We start from the raw sequence: 15,171 nt of genomic DNA on the forward strand, positions 1-15,171 counted from the left end.
ACCGGTTGGTCTCTGGCCGGACAATCGATCGGACTCATGTGCAAATCAAATTGTAGATTGGCGATGTAGGCATTGCATGAACGCAATCAATTGCCTCTGGCGCTCGGCCGCCTCCATGCCGATCTTCCAGCCAACGGGGCGGATATCTGCCCATCGCGATCGAGAACACGGAGGAGCTTGCCATGCAGATCAACGGCCTTCATCACGTCACTGCCATCTCCGGCCCGGCGCGCCGCAACCTCGATTTCTATGCGCGGGTGCTCGGCCTGCGCCTGGTCAAGAAGACCGTCAATTTCGACGATCCCGGCACCTATCACCTCTATTTCGGCGATGTGGATGCCGCGCCCGGCTCGATCCTGACCTTCTTCCCGTGGGAGCATGCCGCTCCGGGCCGCCTCGGCGTCGGCGAGACGCAGGAGACGGTCTTCCGGGTTCCGGAAGGTTCGATCGGCTTCTGGGCGCATCGCTTCGTCGAGCAGGGCGTGCCGCATGAGGTGCCGGTCCGGCGCTTCGGCGAGACCGTGCTGAGCTTCCGGGATCCGGACGGCATGAGGCTCGCCCTCGTCGGCTTGCCGGGTGTCGAGAAGGAGCCGGCCTGGGCTGACGGCGGTATTCCCGCCGAGCATGCGCTGCGCGGCTTCCACAGCGTCAGCCTGCTGCTGGCCGATGCCGCACCGACGGGAGCTATCCTCAGCGACGTCTTCGGCTTCACCGAGATCGGCCGCGAGGACACGCTGATCCGCTATGCCGCGAAGGGCACGGCGGTCGGCGGGGTGATCGACCTGCGCGTCGCCGGCGGCTTCCTGCCGGCCCGGCAGGGCGCGGGCTCGGTCCACCATATCGCCTTCCGGGCGGCCGATGACGCCGCGCAGCAGGAGATGGTGCGCCGCCTTGTTCAGAACCATGGCATCAGCCCCACGGAACAGCGCGACCGGAACTATTTCCGCTCGGTCTATTTCCGGGAGCCGGGCCATGTCCTGTTCGAGATCGCGACCGATATCCCCGGCTTCGCGATCGACGAGCCCGCGGCCGAACTCGGCCGTTCGCTGAAGCTGCCGCCTCAGTACGAGGCGCATCGCAAGGAGATCGAGGCGGTCCTGCCCGACCTCGGCTGACGAGACCCGTCGCCCGCCGTTCAGGCGGGCGGCGGAGCGAGACCAGGACGCCCTGTCCGCTTATCGCAAGGGGCAGGGCGCTTCCGCTTGACCAAGGGAGACGACCATGACCGTCACAACCGCCGATACCGATTTCATCCATGTCTTCGAGCCGGGCAGCGATCCGGTTCGCAGGCCGCTCCTGCTCCTGCACGGCACCGGCGGCGACGAGCGCGACCTGCTTTCGCTCGGCCGCACCGTGGCGCCGGGCGCAAGCCTGCTCTCGCCGCGCGGCAAGGTTCTTGAAGGAACGGCGCCGCGCTTCTTCCGCCGCCTGGCCGAAGGTGTCTTTGACGAAGCGGACCTCAGGCGGCGGACCGACGAGCTCGCGGCGTTCGTGTCGCAGGCGCGGGAGCGTTACGGCCTGCCCGCGCCAATCGCGCTCGGATTCTCCAACGGCGCGAATATCGCGGCGGCGCTGTTGCTGCAGCGGCCCGAGATCCTCGCCGGAGCGGCGCTCCTGCGCGCGATGGTCCCCTTCGCCGAGCCGCCGCGTGTCGATCTCACCGGCAAGCCGGTGCTGATCCTGTCGGGCGCGCTCGATCCGATCGTGCCGAAAGCCAATGCCGAAGCGCTGGCGCGCCAGCTCGGCGAGAGCGGCGCCGCCGTCGAGCATCGCGCATTGCCCGCGGGGCATGGTCTCGGGCAGGCCGATATCGGCCTTCTCGGCGACTGGCTGGCGCGCAACTGATCAGAGGCGGCATCGTGGCGAAAACGCTGCGGTGCCGCTGCTGCGGCTAATCGATCAGAGGCATCAGGATGGCCATCGTGATGGCCAGAAGCACGAGCACGCGCAGCAGAATCGCGCGCTGGCTCGAAACCGTCATATCCACCGGACGCGACACGGCACGCATCTTCGACCTCCCAATCGACGCTACGTCAGGGGATCGTGAGGCCGGACGAGGCGTCTGGCAAGCCGGCCCAAGAGGCTGAGGAGTGGACAACTCCATCTCTCCGGATCGATGCGCGCAGGCCGCCGCTGCAACGCTGTCGCTAGGCCCGGGCGAGCCCGTTCCCGACCGGGTCCGCCACGATGACGCGGCGCGCCTTCCCGGCCTGCTCGGCCATCAGGGCCAGATCGATCCGTCGGCGATACTCCGCCCAGGACCCCAGGCTCAATCCGCAATTGGCGCAGGAGACCACGCTCGCATCGCTGAGCGCATGCGGAATCGAGACCCCGGGCGAGCCACAATCCCCGCAATGGAACCCATCCTGTCTCAACGCGATACCGTCCATGCTGATCGTCGCCGCAGCGGCAATCCGCGTGCCGCGTCGGCATCAAGGGCCATCGCAGATGACCATTGCCTGAACGCGCTCCGTAATCGGAAGCCGGCGGCTATTCGACGGCCGAGGTCAGTTCGCGATGTTGGTTATGCGGGTTTCGCGCGGCTTCGGAGCTCGAAGAGACCAGGCGCAGGACCGGGCGGACCGCCGGCTGCGCCGAAGCGAGATCTTTCCGGCCAGCGGCCGCACGCCGGATTTGGGCGCGCCGCGCGATAAGCGACATCTGTTGCTTGTGTTTCATGATTGAATGACCCGGAGCCGCACTTTCATCATCGCTCCAACGCAAGTGTTCGCGCAGCCCCCATTTGGGGTATCCGCTTTCCAAGACCGGTGCGATGCTTGGCTCAGGTCACGAGAATCAGGATCAGGGCCGCTGCCGCGTTGATGGCCGACAGCAGCCAATGTGGCACGGTGAAGCCGGTGACGGTTGCGGGATCTTCATCCTGATCGAGCATGGGCCTCGCCTGAATGCCCTACGGAAGCGCAGTCCAGGCTCTCGAGCATCTCCCATTTGGGAGGCGTTCGAGAGAATCCGGCTTACGGCTTTTGGAGAGCGGCTCGATGACGGCTCGGCGCAGTCAGCCCGGCGGAAGCGCTAGGCCCAGACGAGCCATCGCCGTCATGCGACGGGATTGTTGATGATCGTCTCGAAGCGCATTGCATCTGCCGCGCCTCGCCACTATAAGCCGACCCGTCGGAGCGTAGCGCAGCCCGGTTAGCGCACTTGTCTGGGGGACAAGGGGTCGGAGGTTCGAATCCTCTCGCTCCGACCATTTAAATCCCTGAAAATCAACGACCATCCATCTCTTGCAGCTTTCGGGCATCGCGAGGCTTCTTTGCGGCGCGGTGGCTCGGCCCTGAAGCCGGGCGATGGATTCGCCCTTCGCTCACGCCGTCGCAGCCTCTTTCGAAGGCGCGCCGTTCTCGGGACGGCTTCTTTCGTGATTAACCCTTCCTTAGGCTTGTCGTTGCCCTCGCGCCGTCGCGCAGCCAATGTTGCTGGCGGGGCGGGCAGGGCACGAAGAGGCGGAAGCGATCATGTCCATGGCGAGTCTTGCGATCACGGACGCCGGGCCGGGCCGTCGGGAGACGACGCAAGCCGCCGGTTCGCTTGCGAATTTCTTCACCGAGATCAAGCCCGATTGGCATTCGCAATGGGCCTGGGATCACTATGAGGCGACCATCCTCGGGCTTGCGCATCAGTTCGGCCTGCGCCGCGTCTGCGAGATCGGCGGCGGCCGCGATCCCCTGTTCACCCAGGAACAGGCCACCCGCAACGGCATCGATCTCATCGTCAACGACATCGATGCCGGCGAGCTGGCGCTGACGGCGCGCGGGCTCAGGACCGCGCGCTTCGACATCGCCGGCGACCTGAGCGAGCCGGACGTCACGCGTGGCGGCTATGACATGATGGTGTCGCGCATGGTCTTCGAGCATGTCGACGGGGTCGAGCGGGCCTGGGCCAATATCCATGAATTGCTGGCGCCCGGCGGCGTGGCGCTGGCCTTCTTCCCGACGCTCTGGGCGCCGGTCTTCGCGCTGAACCATGTCCTGCCGGAGAAGGTCTCGCACGCCATCGTCCACGCCCTGTTCCCGGCGCGTCGCGACGGCGGCGGCGATCCGAAATTCCCCGCGCTCTATGATTGGTGCCGCGGCAACCCGGCCTTGCTCGAGCCGATGCTCAAGCGCGCCGGCTTCGCCGAAACCCATGTCCAGCGCTTCTGGGGACACGGCTATTTCGACCGGATGCCGGGGCTGAAGCAGGTCGATCACGTCTTCAATGCACTGGCGGCGCGTGTCGGCTGGAGCTTCGTGACGACCTATGCCTATGTCGTCGTCCGCAAGGGCCGGGGCTGAGCCCGCTTCGCCGGCCTCGAGACGGCTTCGACCCGGCCGGAGAAGACCTGGCTCAGCCCGCGGTATGACCCGCTTCGCGGTCTTTTGCCCAGCGTGATCCATCCATTGCCGGCCGCTGTTCGCGCGCCGTGCCCGTGGCGGAGGGGAAACGCAGCCTGCGCCCGATCGGACGTTCGACCCAGCGGTAGAGCAGGGTGGATGCGACGGCTGCGACCGCGATGGCGACCGCGATGTAGATCTCCAGTGGCAGCGCCCCGCCGACCAGCCTGATCCAGACCTCCCGCAGCGGGCGCAGCGCGAAGGGGTGGAACAGATAGAGACTGTAGGAGGCATTGCCGAGCCCGGTGAGGAGCAGCGCCAGGCGCGGCGTGGCGCCGCGATAGAGCGCCGCACCGCCGACGATCATCACGGCCGGGATGCCCCAGCGCAGCGCCGGCAGGGTCGTTTCCCCGGCTTCGAGGCCGTGAAGCCTGAACATGGCGGCGAAGCCGAGGACCACGAGCAGCGCAGCGCCCGGTCCCGGAAGGCTCACGCCTTGCCTGTGAAGCAGTGCCAGCAGGCAGCCGAACAGGAATTCGAGGATGATCTGCTGCGTCCAGAAGGCGAGTTGTACCTGCTCCGGCTGCAGCAGCATCCCCGCCAGGGCGAGGCCGCCGATGACGAGCGTGAGCGCGGCCATTCCGCGCCGCAGGGGCAGCAGCATCGCCCCGGCAAACAGCACGTAGAAGAACATTTCCAGATTGAGCGTCCAGCCCAGCGCCATCACCGGCCTGGTCTCGTCGCCGCCGCGCAGGCTCGGGATGAAGAGATAGGAGGCGAGGATATGCTGCCAATCGCCGAGCGGAACGTTCAGCAGTTGGGGCACGGCGAGGCCGCCGAGCAGCAGGACGCTGGTCAGGAGCCAGTAGAGCGGCACGATCCTGGCGATCCGCCGGGTGAGGAATACCCGCCATGCTCCCGGCCGGCCGAACAGATCGGCCGAGGTGTGGACCATGATGAAGCCGGAAATCACGAAGAAGATGTCGACGCCGATGCCCCAGCGCATGAAGGACAGGTCGATCGCGGGCAGGCCGACGCGCGCGCCGATGGCTTCCGTCTCATGGGCGGCATGGCCGAGGACGACCAGCAGCGCCGCGATCGCGCGCAGGGTCTGGATGCTCTCGATCTGGCCGGACGGCGCCGTTCCGCTGGCTGGTGGCGCTGCCGTCGTCATGGGCGCCCCTCCGCGCCGCCCTCGCCCGGTCCGAGCGCCGCCAGGCCCCAGATCAGGCCGAGCATCAGGTAGAGGTGCCGCCAGTGGTCGCTGTCGATCTGGAAGCCCTGCAGGATGGTGACGAAGAGCACCGACCAGATCGCAATGGCGTGGAGCTGGGTCGGGCCGGGCCGGAACACCACCCGCCAGCCGACATAGCAGGTCGCCACCATCAGGCTGATCCATGACAGCCCGCCGAGCCAGCCATAGGAGGCGAAGGCGTTGATGTAGACGTTGTGCGGATCGGCCTGGTTGAAGAGCCAGCGGAACTGCAGCGGTCCGAAGCCGTTCGGTGCGTCCAGCAGCATCGGGATGGCGCGCAACTGGTTGCCGAAGCGCCCCGTGACGCCCTGGTCATATTCCTGGTCGAGGCTGGCACGCGCGTCGAAGACGTTGCGGATGTCCTCGAAGGACAGCGCGACCAGGAGCGCGGCCACCATGGCGACGAGCGCGGCCAGCGACATCGCGACGATCCGGCGCCGGCTGGCGGCGCTCGGAGCGGTCAGGAAGGTGAGGGCGATCATGAGTGCCGTCGAGACGACCAGCACGCCCCAGGCGCCGCGCGAGAAGGTGAAGAACAGCGCGGCGAGCGGGATGCTCAGCGTGACCAGGCCGCGCGCCATGCCGACCTGCCCGGTCAGGATGCGCTGCAGCACGTAGACGATCGGCAGGGCCAGATAGGGGCCGAGCACGTTCGGGTCCTTGAACGTCCCGGCGGCGCGGCCATAGAGCGTGAAGACCGAGCCGAGCCCGGCAATGTCGAAATAGCCGAGCAGCCCCGCAAATCCTGCGACCCAGGCGGCGAACAGCCAGCCGCGGCGCAGGGTCTCCAGCCGGCCGGCCGCATCCTGGGACATGATCCCGGCGATGAAGACGCAGGTGATCATCAGATAGACCGACACCGCGGTGAAGCGCACCGAGTCGCCGTCGCCCATCCAGGGAATGAGCGAGAGGATGCCGCCGATATTGTAACCGAGCAGCAGGACCGCGAGCGGCAGAAGCTTCTGCGAGAACCGGATGCCGGTGAGCGCGAAGACGAACAGCGCCAGCAGGAAGACGACCTCGTAGGGCGAGGGCTCGACCAGGGCGAGCCCGCTGGCGGCGCCGAGCAGCCAGAGGGTGCCGCGCTTGATGGCGGCGTAGGAAATCGCCAGGCGCGAGGCCCGGTCTGCCTGCGGCGGGTTTTGCGCCAGCGCGCTCAATAGGCGTTCTCGTTCTTGGTCAGGAGCGAGAATGGCGTCTTCGCCAGGATGTAGAGGTCGAGCAGCACCGACCAGTTCTCGATGTAGTAGAGGTCGTGCTCGACGCGCCGCTGGATCTTTTCTTCGGTGTCGGTCTCGCCGCGCCAGCCGTTGATCTGGGCCCAGCCGGTAATGCCGGGCTTGACCTTGTGACGCGCGAAATAGCCGTCCACCACCTGCTCATAGGCGCGGTTCGAGGCCTTGGCATGGATGGCATGCGGCCGCGGGCCGACCAGCGACAGGTCGCCCTTGAACACGACGTTCAGGAGCTGCGGCAATTCGTCGATCGAGGTCTTGCGGATGAAGCGGCCGACGCGCGTCACGCGCGGATCGTCCTTGGTGACCTGCTTGGCAGCGTTGTGGTCGGCCATGTCGTTGCGCAGCGAGCGGAATTTCAGGACGTCGACGGTCTCGTTGTTGAAGCCGTAGCGCTTCTGGCGGAAGAACACCGGCCCCTTGGTATCGAGCTTGATCGCGATCGCCGTCGCCAGCATCACCGGCGAGAGCGCGATCAGGGCGAGCGTGCCGACGACCTTGTCGAACGCCCATTTGACGACGATGTCCCAGTCGGCGATCGGCCGGTCGAACACGTCGAGCACGGGCACGGCGCCGAAATAGGAATAGGAGCGCGGGCGCAGGCGCAGCTTCGACAGATGAGCCGAGAGGCGAATGTCGATCGGCAGGACCCAGAGCTTGCGCAGCATGGTCAGAAGCCGCGCCTCCGCCGAGATCGGCAGGGTGAAGATCACGAGGTCGAGCTTGGTGCGGCGTGCGAATTCGACGAGGTCGTCGATCGTGCCGAGCTTGGGATAGCCGGCGACGAGATCGGGCGAGCGCTCGTCGTTGCGGTCGTCGAAGACGCCGCAGATGCGCAGGCCGGTATCCTTCTGGCTTTCCAGGGCGCGGATCAGCGCTTCGCCGGCCTCGCCGCCGCCGACGATGGCCGTGCGCCGCTCCAGCCGGCCGGTGCGGGTGAGATAGCGCACGCCCGTCGTCGTGATCGCGCGCCCGGCGAGCAGGGCGCCGGCACCGGCGAAATAGAAGCCGATCAGCCAGCCGCGCGAAACCTGATCGCCGATCTTCAGGAAGAAGAAGGCCGCGAGCGCGACCAGGAACAGCATCGTCCAGCCGGCGACCAGGCGCACGCCGCTGCCGATGAAATGGCGCAGGGCTCCGATCGGGTACAGTTGCAGCGCCTGGAAGACCGCAAGCGAGCCGAAAGCCAGCGCCGCGACCGTCACCTGATAGGGCAGCGTGTATTCGACCTTGCCCGCCGCATAGAGCCAGTAGATCAGCCCGCCGGTGCCGAGCACGGCGATCAGGTCGAGCAGCCGGGCCGCGCCTTCGATCATCACGGGCGACAGCGTCGGCTTGACGGGAATGGCCGCGATGCGCTCGGCCAGCGGGTGGAAGCGCCGCGTCTGGCCCTTGTCGGACCCGCCGAAGATCGCCGGCGAGGCCGAGGCGGCCGCATCCGCCTTCATCATATCGCGGACGTCGAAAGTCCCCATGACCCTTACACCCTCAACTCGGAGCGCCGCGCCGGAGTGCTGCGATCCCGGTTCGGCTGTATCCGAAATTGCTCACGGAACATTTAACCCGACCGCTTGCTGTTTCGGTGGATTCGTAAGGCTCCGGAGCGCCGCGAAGGCTCTTGCCGCATGCTCTGTAGAGAGTGCCAAAACGCGATGGCGAAAAAGTGGATTTTGTCTTGGCCCGCCAGTGATTTGGCACAGGTTTAAAACGCCTGAAAAAGTCACGATTTCCCGCAAGTGATTGTTATTGCAAGTGATCGCGAGTTGACAGAATAGAGGGCGGCAGGCATATTGGTTATCGATGAGTGTCTGAGAAGCATATATCGCTCTCGATGGGCGCCGCGCCCTGACAGGTGTTTTTCCTGTGGCGTTGGTTGCTGGAGTAATTCTCCGGCTAAGTCTTCTTTTTGGATCCGTCGATTTAAAACTCTAACGATTGCTTGGCTGTCCCTGCGTCGCACCCGTGACGTTCAGCGCCGGCTTCGCCCGTGTGCAACATGTCTTTTCATTGGTTGGTTCTGCTCGCGGCGATCGCCGTCGAGATCGTCGCGACGGCCGCGCTGAAGTCGGCTGTCTCCACCTCATGGCTCGTCGGCACGCTGCCGCTGATCCTGATCGGCTTCTCCTTCATCCTGCTCAGCATCGCGCTGCGGGTCATTCCGATGGCGGTCGCCTATGCCGTCTGGGAAGGGCTCGGCATCGTCGGCATCGCGCTGATCGGCCATGTGCTGTTCGGCGAGCACCTGACGGCTGCCCGCGCGGCCGGCCTGGCCGCGATCCTGGCCGGCATTCTCCTCATCGAGAACGGAGTGGGGCACGAACGCAGCGAGGGTGACGGGAGGCTCGTGTGACCGCCTCCTTCACGCAGGCTACGCCTTTCCTCTGGCTGCTGCTGGCCGTCACGCTCGAAATCGGCGGCACCTATCTGCTCAAGCTCTCGGACGGCATGACCCGTCGCACCATGGGCGCCGGCGGCATCGTTCTCGTCATGGGCGCCTTCGCAGCGCTCGCTCAGGCGATCGAAGGCATGGACCTGTCGGTCGCCTATGCGGTCTGGGGCGGGGCGGGTCTGGTGATCACCGCGATCATCGGCGCGCTGGTCTTCGGCCAGCGCATCAGGCCGGTGGGCTGGCTCGGCATCCTGCTCGTGGTTGGCGGCGTCGTCGCGCTGAAGATGGTCTGAGGTCTGCCGGAGCCCCCTTTGTCATTCCGGGGCTTCGCGGAGCGAAGAACCCGGAACCCACGATCGGGCGAGCCGCTGGCAACGAGACACAATATCTCTCACCCAGTCGTGGGTTCCGGGTTCGCGCCTGCGGCGCGCCCCGGAATGACAAAGGGCTTCTCAGGCGATGCCGCGCGTCTTCAGCGCATCGCGATAGGCGGCGATGACGCCGTCGATCATGTCGTCCAGGCGGAAGTTCTGGTGGACATGGCTGGCGAGGTCGGCCGCCTGGGCCAGGCGCTCGGCTTCCGGCGTCTCAAGCATCGCCCGGATCGCCCCGGCAAGGATCGCCGGGTCGTCGGCCTGGATCAGTCGCTGGCGATGATTGGGGCCGTAAATCTCGCCGATACCGCCGACATCGGTCGAGATCAGCGGCTGGGCCGCCGCGGCTGCTTCCAGGATCACATAGGGCAGGGACTCGGCCCGCGACGGGATCACCATGGCGCGGGCGCGCGCCAGCGCCTTGCGGATGGGGGCCGGCGGCTCGAAGACGCACTGGTCGGCGATGCCGCGCTCGCGCGTCATCCGCTTCAACTCGTCTTCGTCCGGCCCGGAGCCGACGATCAGGATGCGCGGCGTCAGCTTGTCCCGTTGGCGCAGCAGCGCCAGCGCGTCGATCAGCGTGTCGACGCCCTTGGCCGAGCGCAGCTCACCCAGATAGAGCAGGTCGAATTCCGCCGCGCCATGGTCGATCGGCTCGAATTCCGCATCGGAGACGCCGTTGAGCACCACCCGATGATTCGTGCGCGGCACATGGCCGACATGGGCCTCGAAGCGGCCGGCGATGAAGCGGCTCTCGAACAGGAACATGTCGGTCGCGCCTTCGAGCAGGCGCTCGACGCTCATATAGACCTTATGCTCCGTGCTGCCGGGCTTGTAGTTGAAGCTGCCGCCATGGGGCGTGTAGGCGGTGACGTAGCGCCGGCCCGGCGAGAACAGGGCAGGGATGCGGCCATAGACCCCGCCTTTCGAGCCGTGGCAATGCACGACATCCGGCGCGAGGCGCCGCCGCAGCGAGATCTCGGAGAACTGTGCCTTGAGGTCGGTGGCGCTCGGATAGCGCGACATCGGCACCCGCGTCACGCCCAGCGTCAACTGCCCGGCAAGCTCACGAAAGACCTCGTCGGCTCGTGCTCCGCCGGTGCTGGAATCGCAGAAGATGCCGACATCGTGCCCGCGTTCGACCTGGCCGCGGGCGACGTCGAGAACGTGCCGGAACAGTCCGCCGAGCGGTGCCCGGAAGACATGCAGGATTTTCAGGGGGCGGGAAGCCGGGCTGTCCGTCATGGGGCGCGGCGCGATTTCAGAACCAGCGTTCCTTGATGACGATGGTGTCGCCGGGCTGGACCGGATAGGTGATCGGCACGGTCGCGGTCACGGTCTGGCCCTCGATCTGGCGCGTCACCTCGGCAGAGGAGCGCAGGCCCCGCGGCGTGAAGCCGCCGGCGATGGCAACGGCCGTCTGCACGGTCATGCCATTCACATAGGGAAACTGGCCGGACGTGGTGACCTCGCCGAGCACGAAGAACGGCCGGTAGGTATCGACCTCGACCGAAACCTTGGGTTCGCGCAGATAGCCGCCGCGCAGCTTGGCCTCGATCGCCTGGGCGAGCTGCTGCGTCGTGCGCCCTTGCGCCTCGATGGTGTTGATCAGCGGCATGGCGATCCGCCCGGCACCGTCGACCGCATAGATATTGGAGAGATTGTCCTGCCCGAAGACGATGATGCGCAGCCGGTCGCCACTGGCGAGCCGGTAAGGCCCCGCCGGTTCGGCGAGCGCATAGTCCGACGCCGGATAGCGGGGCGCGCAGGCACCCGCAGTCATGGCGGCGGCCAAGGCGAGAGAGGCGAGACGTCGACTCATCACTGGCTTACCCGTGCAGAACTCGCCCGATCTTTAGGCCGGGTATGGTTAACAAAGGCTTCCCGCGCGCCGTTTTGGGCGGCGGGGCGGCGGAAGGGCCCGGCAAGTGCCGCCATTCGGCCGGCATTTACTCCGCACTAACCTTACTGAGCGTTCAATGTCGCCCGCGTCCCTTCCAGGGGACGAGAGTTTTGCGTCGATAGGTGGGCCCATGACCGCTCAAGCTGGGACTGATGCACGCGGCGCCGGCGAAGGCCGGGGCGATATGCTCGATCTCTCCGCCCTCTGGGCGGCGATCAAGCGCCGCAAGTTCTGGATCATCGGGCCGACGCTCGCGGTCCTCGGCCTGTCCTTCGTCGCGGTGAACGTCGTCACGCCGCGCTACACGGGCGAGGCGAGACTGCTGCTGGAGAGCCGCGGTGGCTTCTTCGCGATGTCGGGCCAAGCGCCGGCCGATAGCAGCCAGTTCGATTCCGAGGCTGTGCAGAGCCAGGTCCAGGTCATCATGTCCCGCGACCTGGCGCGCGAGGCGATCAAGCGGATCGGGCTGGTCGGCAATGCCGAGTTCGATTCCGGCGTCGGGGCGCTGAGCGCCGTGCGCAAGTTCGGCGTGATGATCGGGCTCGGCGGCCATCCTGCCGATCGCTCGCCCGAGGAGCGCGTCCTCGAGAAATATTATGACCGGCTGCTGGTCTATCCCGTCGGCCGTTCGCGCATCGTCTCCATCGAGTTCACCTCGCGCGACGCGGCGCTCGCCGCCAAGGCTGCCAACACCATCGCCGAGACCTATCTGGAGTTCCAGGAGGCAGCAAAGCAGGAGAACGCCCGCAGCGCCTCGAACTGGCTCTCGACCACGATCGAGCCCTTGCGCAAGCGCGTCGCCGAGGCCGAGGCCAAGGTCGAGGACTATCGCTCGAAGAACGGTCTGTTCTCCGGCCCCAACAACACGACCATCTCGTCCCAGCAGCTCACCGACCTGTCGGCACAGCTCTCCAGCGCCCGCAGCCAGCAGGCGGAGTCGCAGGCCAAGGCCGGGTTGATCCGCGATGCCATCAAGCAGGGGCGCACGTTCGAGATCCCGGATGTCGCCAATAACGACCTCGTCCGCCGGCTGATCGAACAGCGCGTCAACCTGCGCGCCCAGATCGCGGCGGAATCACGCAGCCTCCTGCCGGAGCATCCGCGGATCAAGGAGCTCAACGCCCAGCTTCTCGACCTCGAAGGCCAGTTGCGCGCCGCTGCCGAGCGCACGGTGCGCACGCTCGAGAACGAGGCCAAGATCGCCGGCCAGCGCGTCGAAAGCTTCCAGGCCGCGCTCGACGGGCAGAAGAAGAACGTCTCCAGCGCCAATGACAGCGAAGTGCAGCTGCGCGCGCTGGAGCGCGAGGCCCGCACCTTGCGCGAGCAGCTCGAGCAGTACATGCAGCGCTATCGCGAGGCCGTCGCGCGCGATACGATGAATGCGACGCCGGCCGATGCGCGCATCATCTCGCGCGCCGTGGAGCCGACCGAGCCGTCCTTCCCGAAGAAGGTGCCGGTGGTGCTGGTCGCGACGCTTGCGACCTTCCTGATCGCGCTCGCGACGATCGTGACCCGCGAATTGCTCAACGGCCAGGGCAGGCCTCTGCCGGACGCTCCGCGCGGACCGCGCTGGGTGTCCGCCGACTCGTCGGAAGATGAGGTGGGCGCGCCTGACCCGGTGCCGGGTGCGCCGCGCCATGCGCGTGTCGCTGGCCTGCTCACACATGCCGGAAAGCTCGGTCAGACCCGGCTCGACCTCGACCGGCCCGAGCTGACATTGGCGGAGATCGCCGAGCGGACCCACGAGCCGGCGCGCGGCATGGCGCCGCTGGCGCTGGTCCTGGATGGCGCGGGCGACGGGGCCGCCAGGCCGCGCGATCTCGCCGAACTGCTCGCCCAGCGCTGCCGCTGCGTGCTCGTCGACCTGTCCTCGGATCACGGGGGCGAGGAGGCCGGCTTCTCGGAGCTGCTTGCCGGCGAGGCCCTGTTCTCCGACATCATCACCCGGGCATCCGGTTCGCGGCTGCATCGCATCGGCGCCGGCCGCGCCGGCCGCGCTGCGGTCCTGGCCGCACCCGACCTGGTCGACATCGCGCTCGATGCGCTCTGCGAGACCTATGACTGGGTGCTGGTCGCCGCCGCCTCCAACGATGATGGCACGGTGCTGGCGCCGGTCGCCCGCCGGGCGCAGGCCGGGCTCGTCATGAGCGGGCAGGTCGGCAATGGCCATGCCCTCGAGACGGCCTACCGCCTGAGCGAACTGACCGAAGCGCCGGTCACGCTGATCCTCGACGCGGAGGGCGGCCTGCCCATGCCCCCGGTTTCGCGCACGGAAATGCCCGTCGGCGCCTGAGGAGAAGGGCGGCGCTACTCCTCCTCGGAGCGCCTGATCCTGAGCCAGCCCGATGCGCGCTGGGCGAGCTTCAGCGCCATCGGCGAGCGCTTGATCCGCCGCTTCAAGTCGCGCTTCGTCCGGGCGATCCGGGCGAAGACGCGGCCCTTGAAGGTCAGGGGCAGGAAGCTGTCGACGAGATCGTCATAGTCGTCGCAGAAGGTGGTCTTGTAGCGGGCCTCGCCCACGCCGAGATCGAAAACCGCGATACTCTCGCGGGCTTTCAGGCGGATCAGTTCGGCGAGCAGCAACTCCCCCGGGCTGGTCTTGACGGTTTCGCTGGCCATGTCGAACGAGGTCGCCATGCCGGAGAAGCGTTCGCCCTGGATCGTGCCGACATAGGTCGCCACCGTCCGGCCGGCGAGATCGAGGGAATAGAGTTCGATCGACGGGCGAGCGCTGCCGCATTCCATCGCGGCGCGCTCCAGGAAGGCGCGCATCGCCGGCTCGGCGAAGGGGTCTGGCACCCCCATGCTGCGGAAGCGCTCGGCCTTCTGTGACAGGAAGGCGTCGATGATGCGCGTGGTCTCTTCGGGCGTTGCCGCACGTACCAGCGTCGATGGCCCGAAATCCTTGAAGCGGCTGTGCTTGTTCTTGAGCTTCTTGCGGGCATGGCTGCTCATCGAGCGCTTGAGCGTCGCGTCGCCGTCGCCGGGGATCAGGGCGAGCTTGTAGGCGCGGCTTGGGCTCGGCCCGGCGGCGAGTTGCGCCGCGGGATTGGTGACGCCCTGCCAGGTGACAGGCTGGTTGACGAAGGCCAGCGCATCGAGCCCGCCGATCGCGCTGCCGATCTCCGTCAGCATCTGCGCGGTCAGCGCTGCATCGAGCTGTGCGGCGAAACCCGGAGCGTAGAGCCCCATATGGTAGTTCGCGTGCTTGCCACCGATGAACTCGGCGAAGCGGAAGCCACTGCGCCCAGTGACGGTAAGCGGCAGCAGGGCGCAGAGCGCTCCGGCGGCGTCATGCACCAGGGCGTAGCGGAAGGTCATGTCATGCGCCGCCCCGATCGTCTCGGCGAAATGCGTGACCCAGCCATGGCTCTGATAGGGCGTCACCAGCGCCGTCGCCTCGAAGGCCCGCCATGTTTGCGCAAGCGCGGCGATATCGGTCTCGATCGCGATCGAGGCCCAGGGACGCGTTGCGGCGCGGCTGGCGGTGATCGCATTCGGCGGGGCCGGCGTTGGGGCGGCGATGGTGGGCATGCGTCCTTCGCCCGTGCGAGCAGAACAGATGTAAGCGTCCTTAACCCGTCATTGTGAACGGATCGGCCACACTCGCCCGGCCCGGCCGCGAGATCGCGCGATAGCGTTAAAGCATTGTCGAGAGAAGTGGAGACCGGTTCGCGTGAA

General features: G+C 66.9%; 13 protein-coding genes and 1 tRNA gene. 7 read left to right on the forward strand and 7 right to left on the reverse strand.

The window, feature by feature from the left end; genetic code table 11:
* The first annotated feature begins 182 nt into the window (after positions 1-182).
* Together ACWIEX_RS07710 and ACWIEX_RS07715 are read left to right on the forward strand one after the other, a co-directional pair.
* A complete protein-coding gene (locus ACWIEX_RS07710) occupies positions 183-1,115 on the forward strand; it encodes a ring-cleaving dioxygenase (protein WP_454032497.1) in 933 nt (310 codons plus the stop codon).
* Positions 1,116-1,221: 106 nt separating this feature from the next.
* Positions 1,222-1,845: an alpha/beta hydrolase gene (locus ACWIEX_RS07715; RefSeq protein WP_454032498.1), complete on the forward strand. Its 624-nt coding sequence runs from the start codon at positions 1,222-1,224 to the stop codon at positions 1,843-1,845.
* A gap of 302 nt (positions 1,846-2,147) precedes the next feature.
* Here ACWIEX_RS07715 and ACWIEX_RS07720 read toward each other — a convergent pair whose 3' ends face one another.
* Positions 2,148-2,390: a hypothetical protein gene (locus ACWIEX_RS07720; RefSeq protein ID WP_454032499.1), complete on the reverse strand. Its 243-nt coding sequence runs from the start codon at positions 2,388-2,390 to the stop codon at positions 2,148-2,150.
* Between the two features lie 743 nt (positions 2,391-3,133).
* On the opposite strand from ACWIEX_RS07720, the gene ACWIEX_RS07725 reads away from it, so the two are divergent.
* Positions 3,134-3,211, forward strand: a tRNA-Pro gene (locus tag ACWIEX_RS07725).
* 265 nt (positions 3,212-3,476) lie between these two features.
* Positions 3,477-4,295 carry a class I SAM-dependent methyltransferase gene (locus ACWIEX_RS07730; RefSeq protein ID WP_454032500.1) on the forward strand — a complete coding sequence of 273 codons (819 nt, stop codon included), beginning with the start codon at positions 3,477-3,479 and terminating at the stop codon, positions 4,293-4,295.
* 52 nt (positions 4,296-4,347) lie between these two features.
* Here ACWIEX_RS07730 and ACWIEX_RS07735 read toward each other — a convergent pair whose 3' ends face one another.
* The 3 genes from ACWIEX_RS07735 to ACWIEX_RS07745 are packed head-to-tail and all read right to left on the reverse strand — an operon-like array spanning position 4,348 to position 8,299.
* Positions 4,348-5,508, reverse strand: coding sequence for an acyltransferase family protein (locus tag ACWIEX_RS07735; protein WP_454032501.1), 1,161 nt, complete (start codon positions 5,506-5,508; stop codon positions 4,348-4,350).
* Positions 5,505-6,749: an O-antigen ligase family protein gene (locus tag ACWIEX_RS07740; protein ID WP_454032502.1), complete on the reverse strand. Its 1,245-nt coding sequence runs from the start codon at positions 6,747-6,749 to the stop codon at positions 5,505-5,507. Before ACWIEX_RS07740 ends, ACWIEX_RS07735 begins: the two co-directional genes overlap by 4 nt.
* Positions 6,746-8,299: an undecaprenyl-phosphate glucose phosphotransferase gene (locus ACWIEX_RS07745; protein WP_454032503.1), complete on the reverse strand. Its 1,554-nt coding sequence runs from the start codon at positions 8,297-8,299 to the stop codon at positions 6,746-6,748. Before ACWIEX_RS07745 ends, ACWIEX_RS07740 begins: the two co-directional genes overlap by 4 nt.
* 521 nt (positions 8,300-8,820) lie before the next feature.
* Between ACWIEX_RS07745 and ACWIEX_RS07750 the strand changes: the two genes are divergently transcribed.
* Together ACWIEX_RS07750 and ACWIEX_RS07755 are read left to right on the forward strand one after the other, a co-directional pair.
* Positions 8,821-9,174 (forward strand): DMT family transporter, encoded by a 354-nt coding sequence (locus ACWIEX_RS07750; RefSeq protein ID WP_082617017.1) that lies wholly within the window; start codon positions 8,821-8,823, stop codon positions 9,172-9,174.
* Positions 9,171-9,506, forward strand: a complete 336-nt coding sequence (locus tag ACWIEX_RS07755; RefSeq protein WP_454032504.1) for an SMR family transporter — start codon at positions 9,171-9,173, stop codon at positions 9,504-9,506. The genes ACWIEX_RS07750 and ACWIEX_RS07755 overlap by 4 nt, the downstream gene beginning before the upstream one ends.
* Before the next feature lie 159 nt (positions 9,507-9,665).
* On the opposite strand, the gene ACWIEX_RS07760 is transcribed toward ACWIEX_RS07755, so the two are convergent.
* Both ACWIEX_RS07760 and ACWIEX_RS07765 read right to left on the reverse strand, forming a co-directional pair.
* Entirely contained in the window at positions 9,666-10,832 is a 1,167-nt protein-coding gene (locus ACWIEX_RS07760) for a glycosyltransferase family 4 protein (RefSeq protein ID WP_454032505.1), read from the reverse strand.
* 16 nt (positions 10,833-10,848) lie between these two features.
* The gene (locus ACWIEX_RS07765; protein ID WP_454032506.1) at positions 10,849-11,409 is read right to left on the reverse strand and encodes a polysaccharide biosynthesis/export family protein; all 561 of its coding nucleotides are present in this window, start codon (positions 11,407-11,409) and stop codon (positions 10,849-10,851) included.
* A 211-nt stretch (positions 11,410-11,620) separates the two neighbouring features.
* Between ACWIEX_RS07765 and ACWIEX_RS07770 the strand changes: the two genes are divergently transcribed.
* Complete coding sequence (locus ACWIEX_RS07770) at positions 11,621-13,783, forward strand: GumC family protein (protein WP_454032507.1); 2,163 nt, start codon at positions 11,621-11,623, stop codon at positions 13,781-13,783.
* A 14-nt stretch (positions 13,784-13,797) separates the two neighbouring features.
* Here ACWIEX_RS07770 and ACWIEX_RS07775 read toward each other — a convergent pair whose 3' ends face one another.
* Complete coding sequence (locus ACWIEX_RS07775) at positions 13,798-15,024, reverse strand: GNAT family N-acetyltransferase (protein WP_454032508.1); 1,227 nt, start codon at positions 15,022-15,024, stop codon at positions 13,798-13,800.
* Positions 15,025-15,171: the final 147 nt, after the last annotated feature.

It is taken from the genome of Allobosea sp. NPDC055353 (assembly GCF_053644975.1).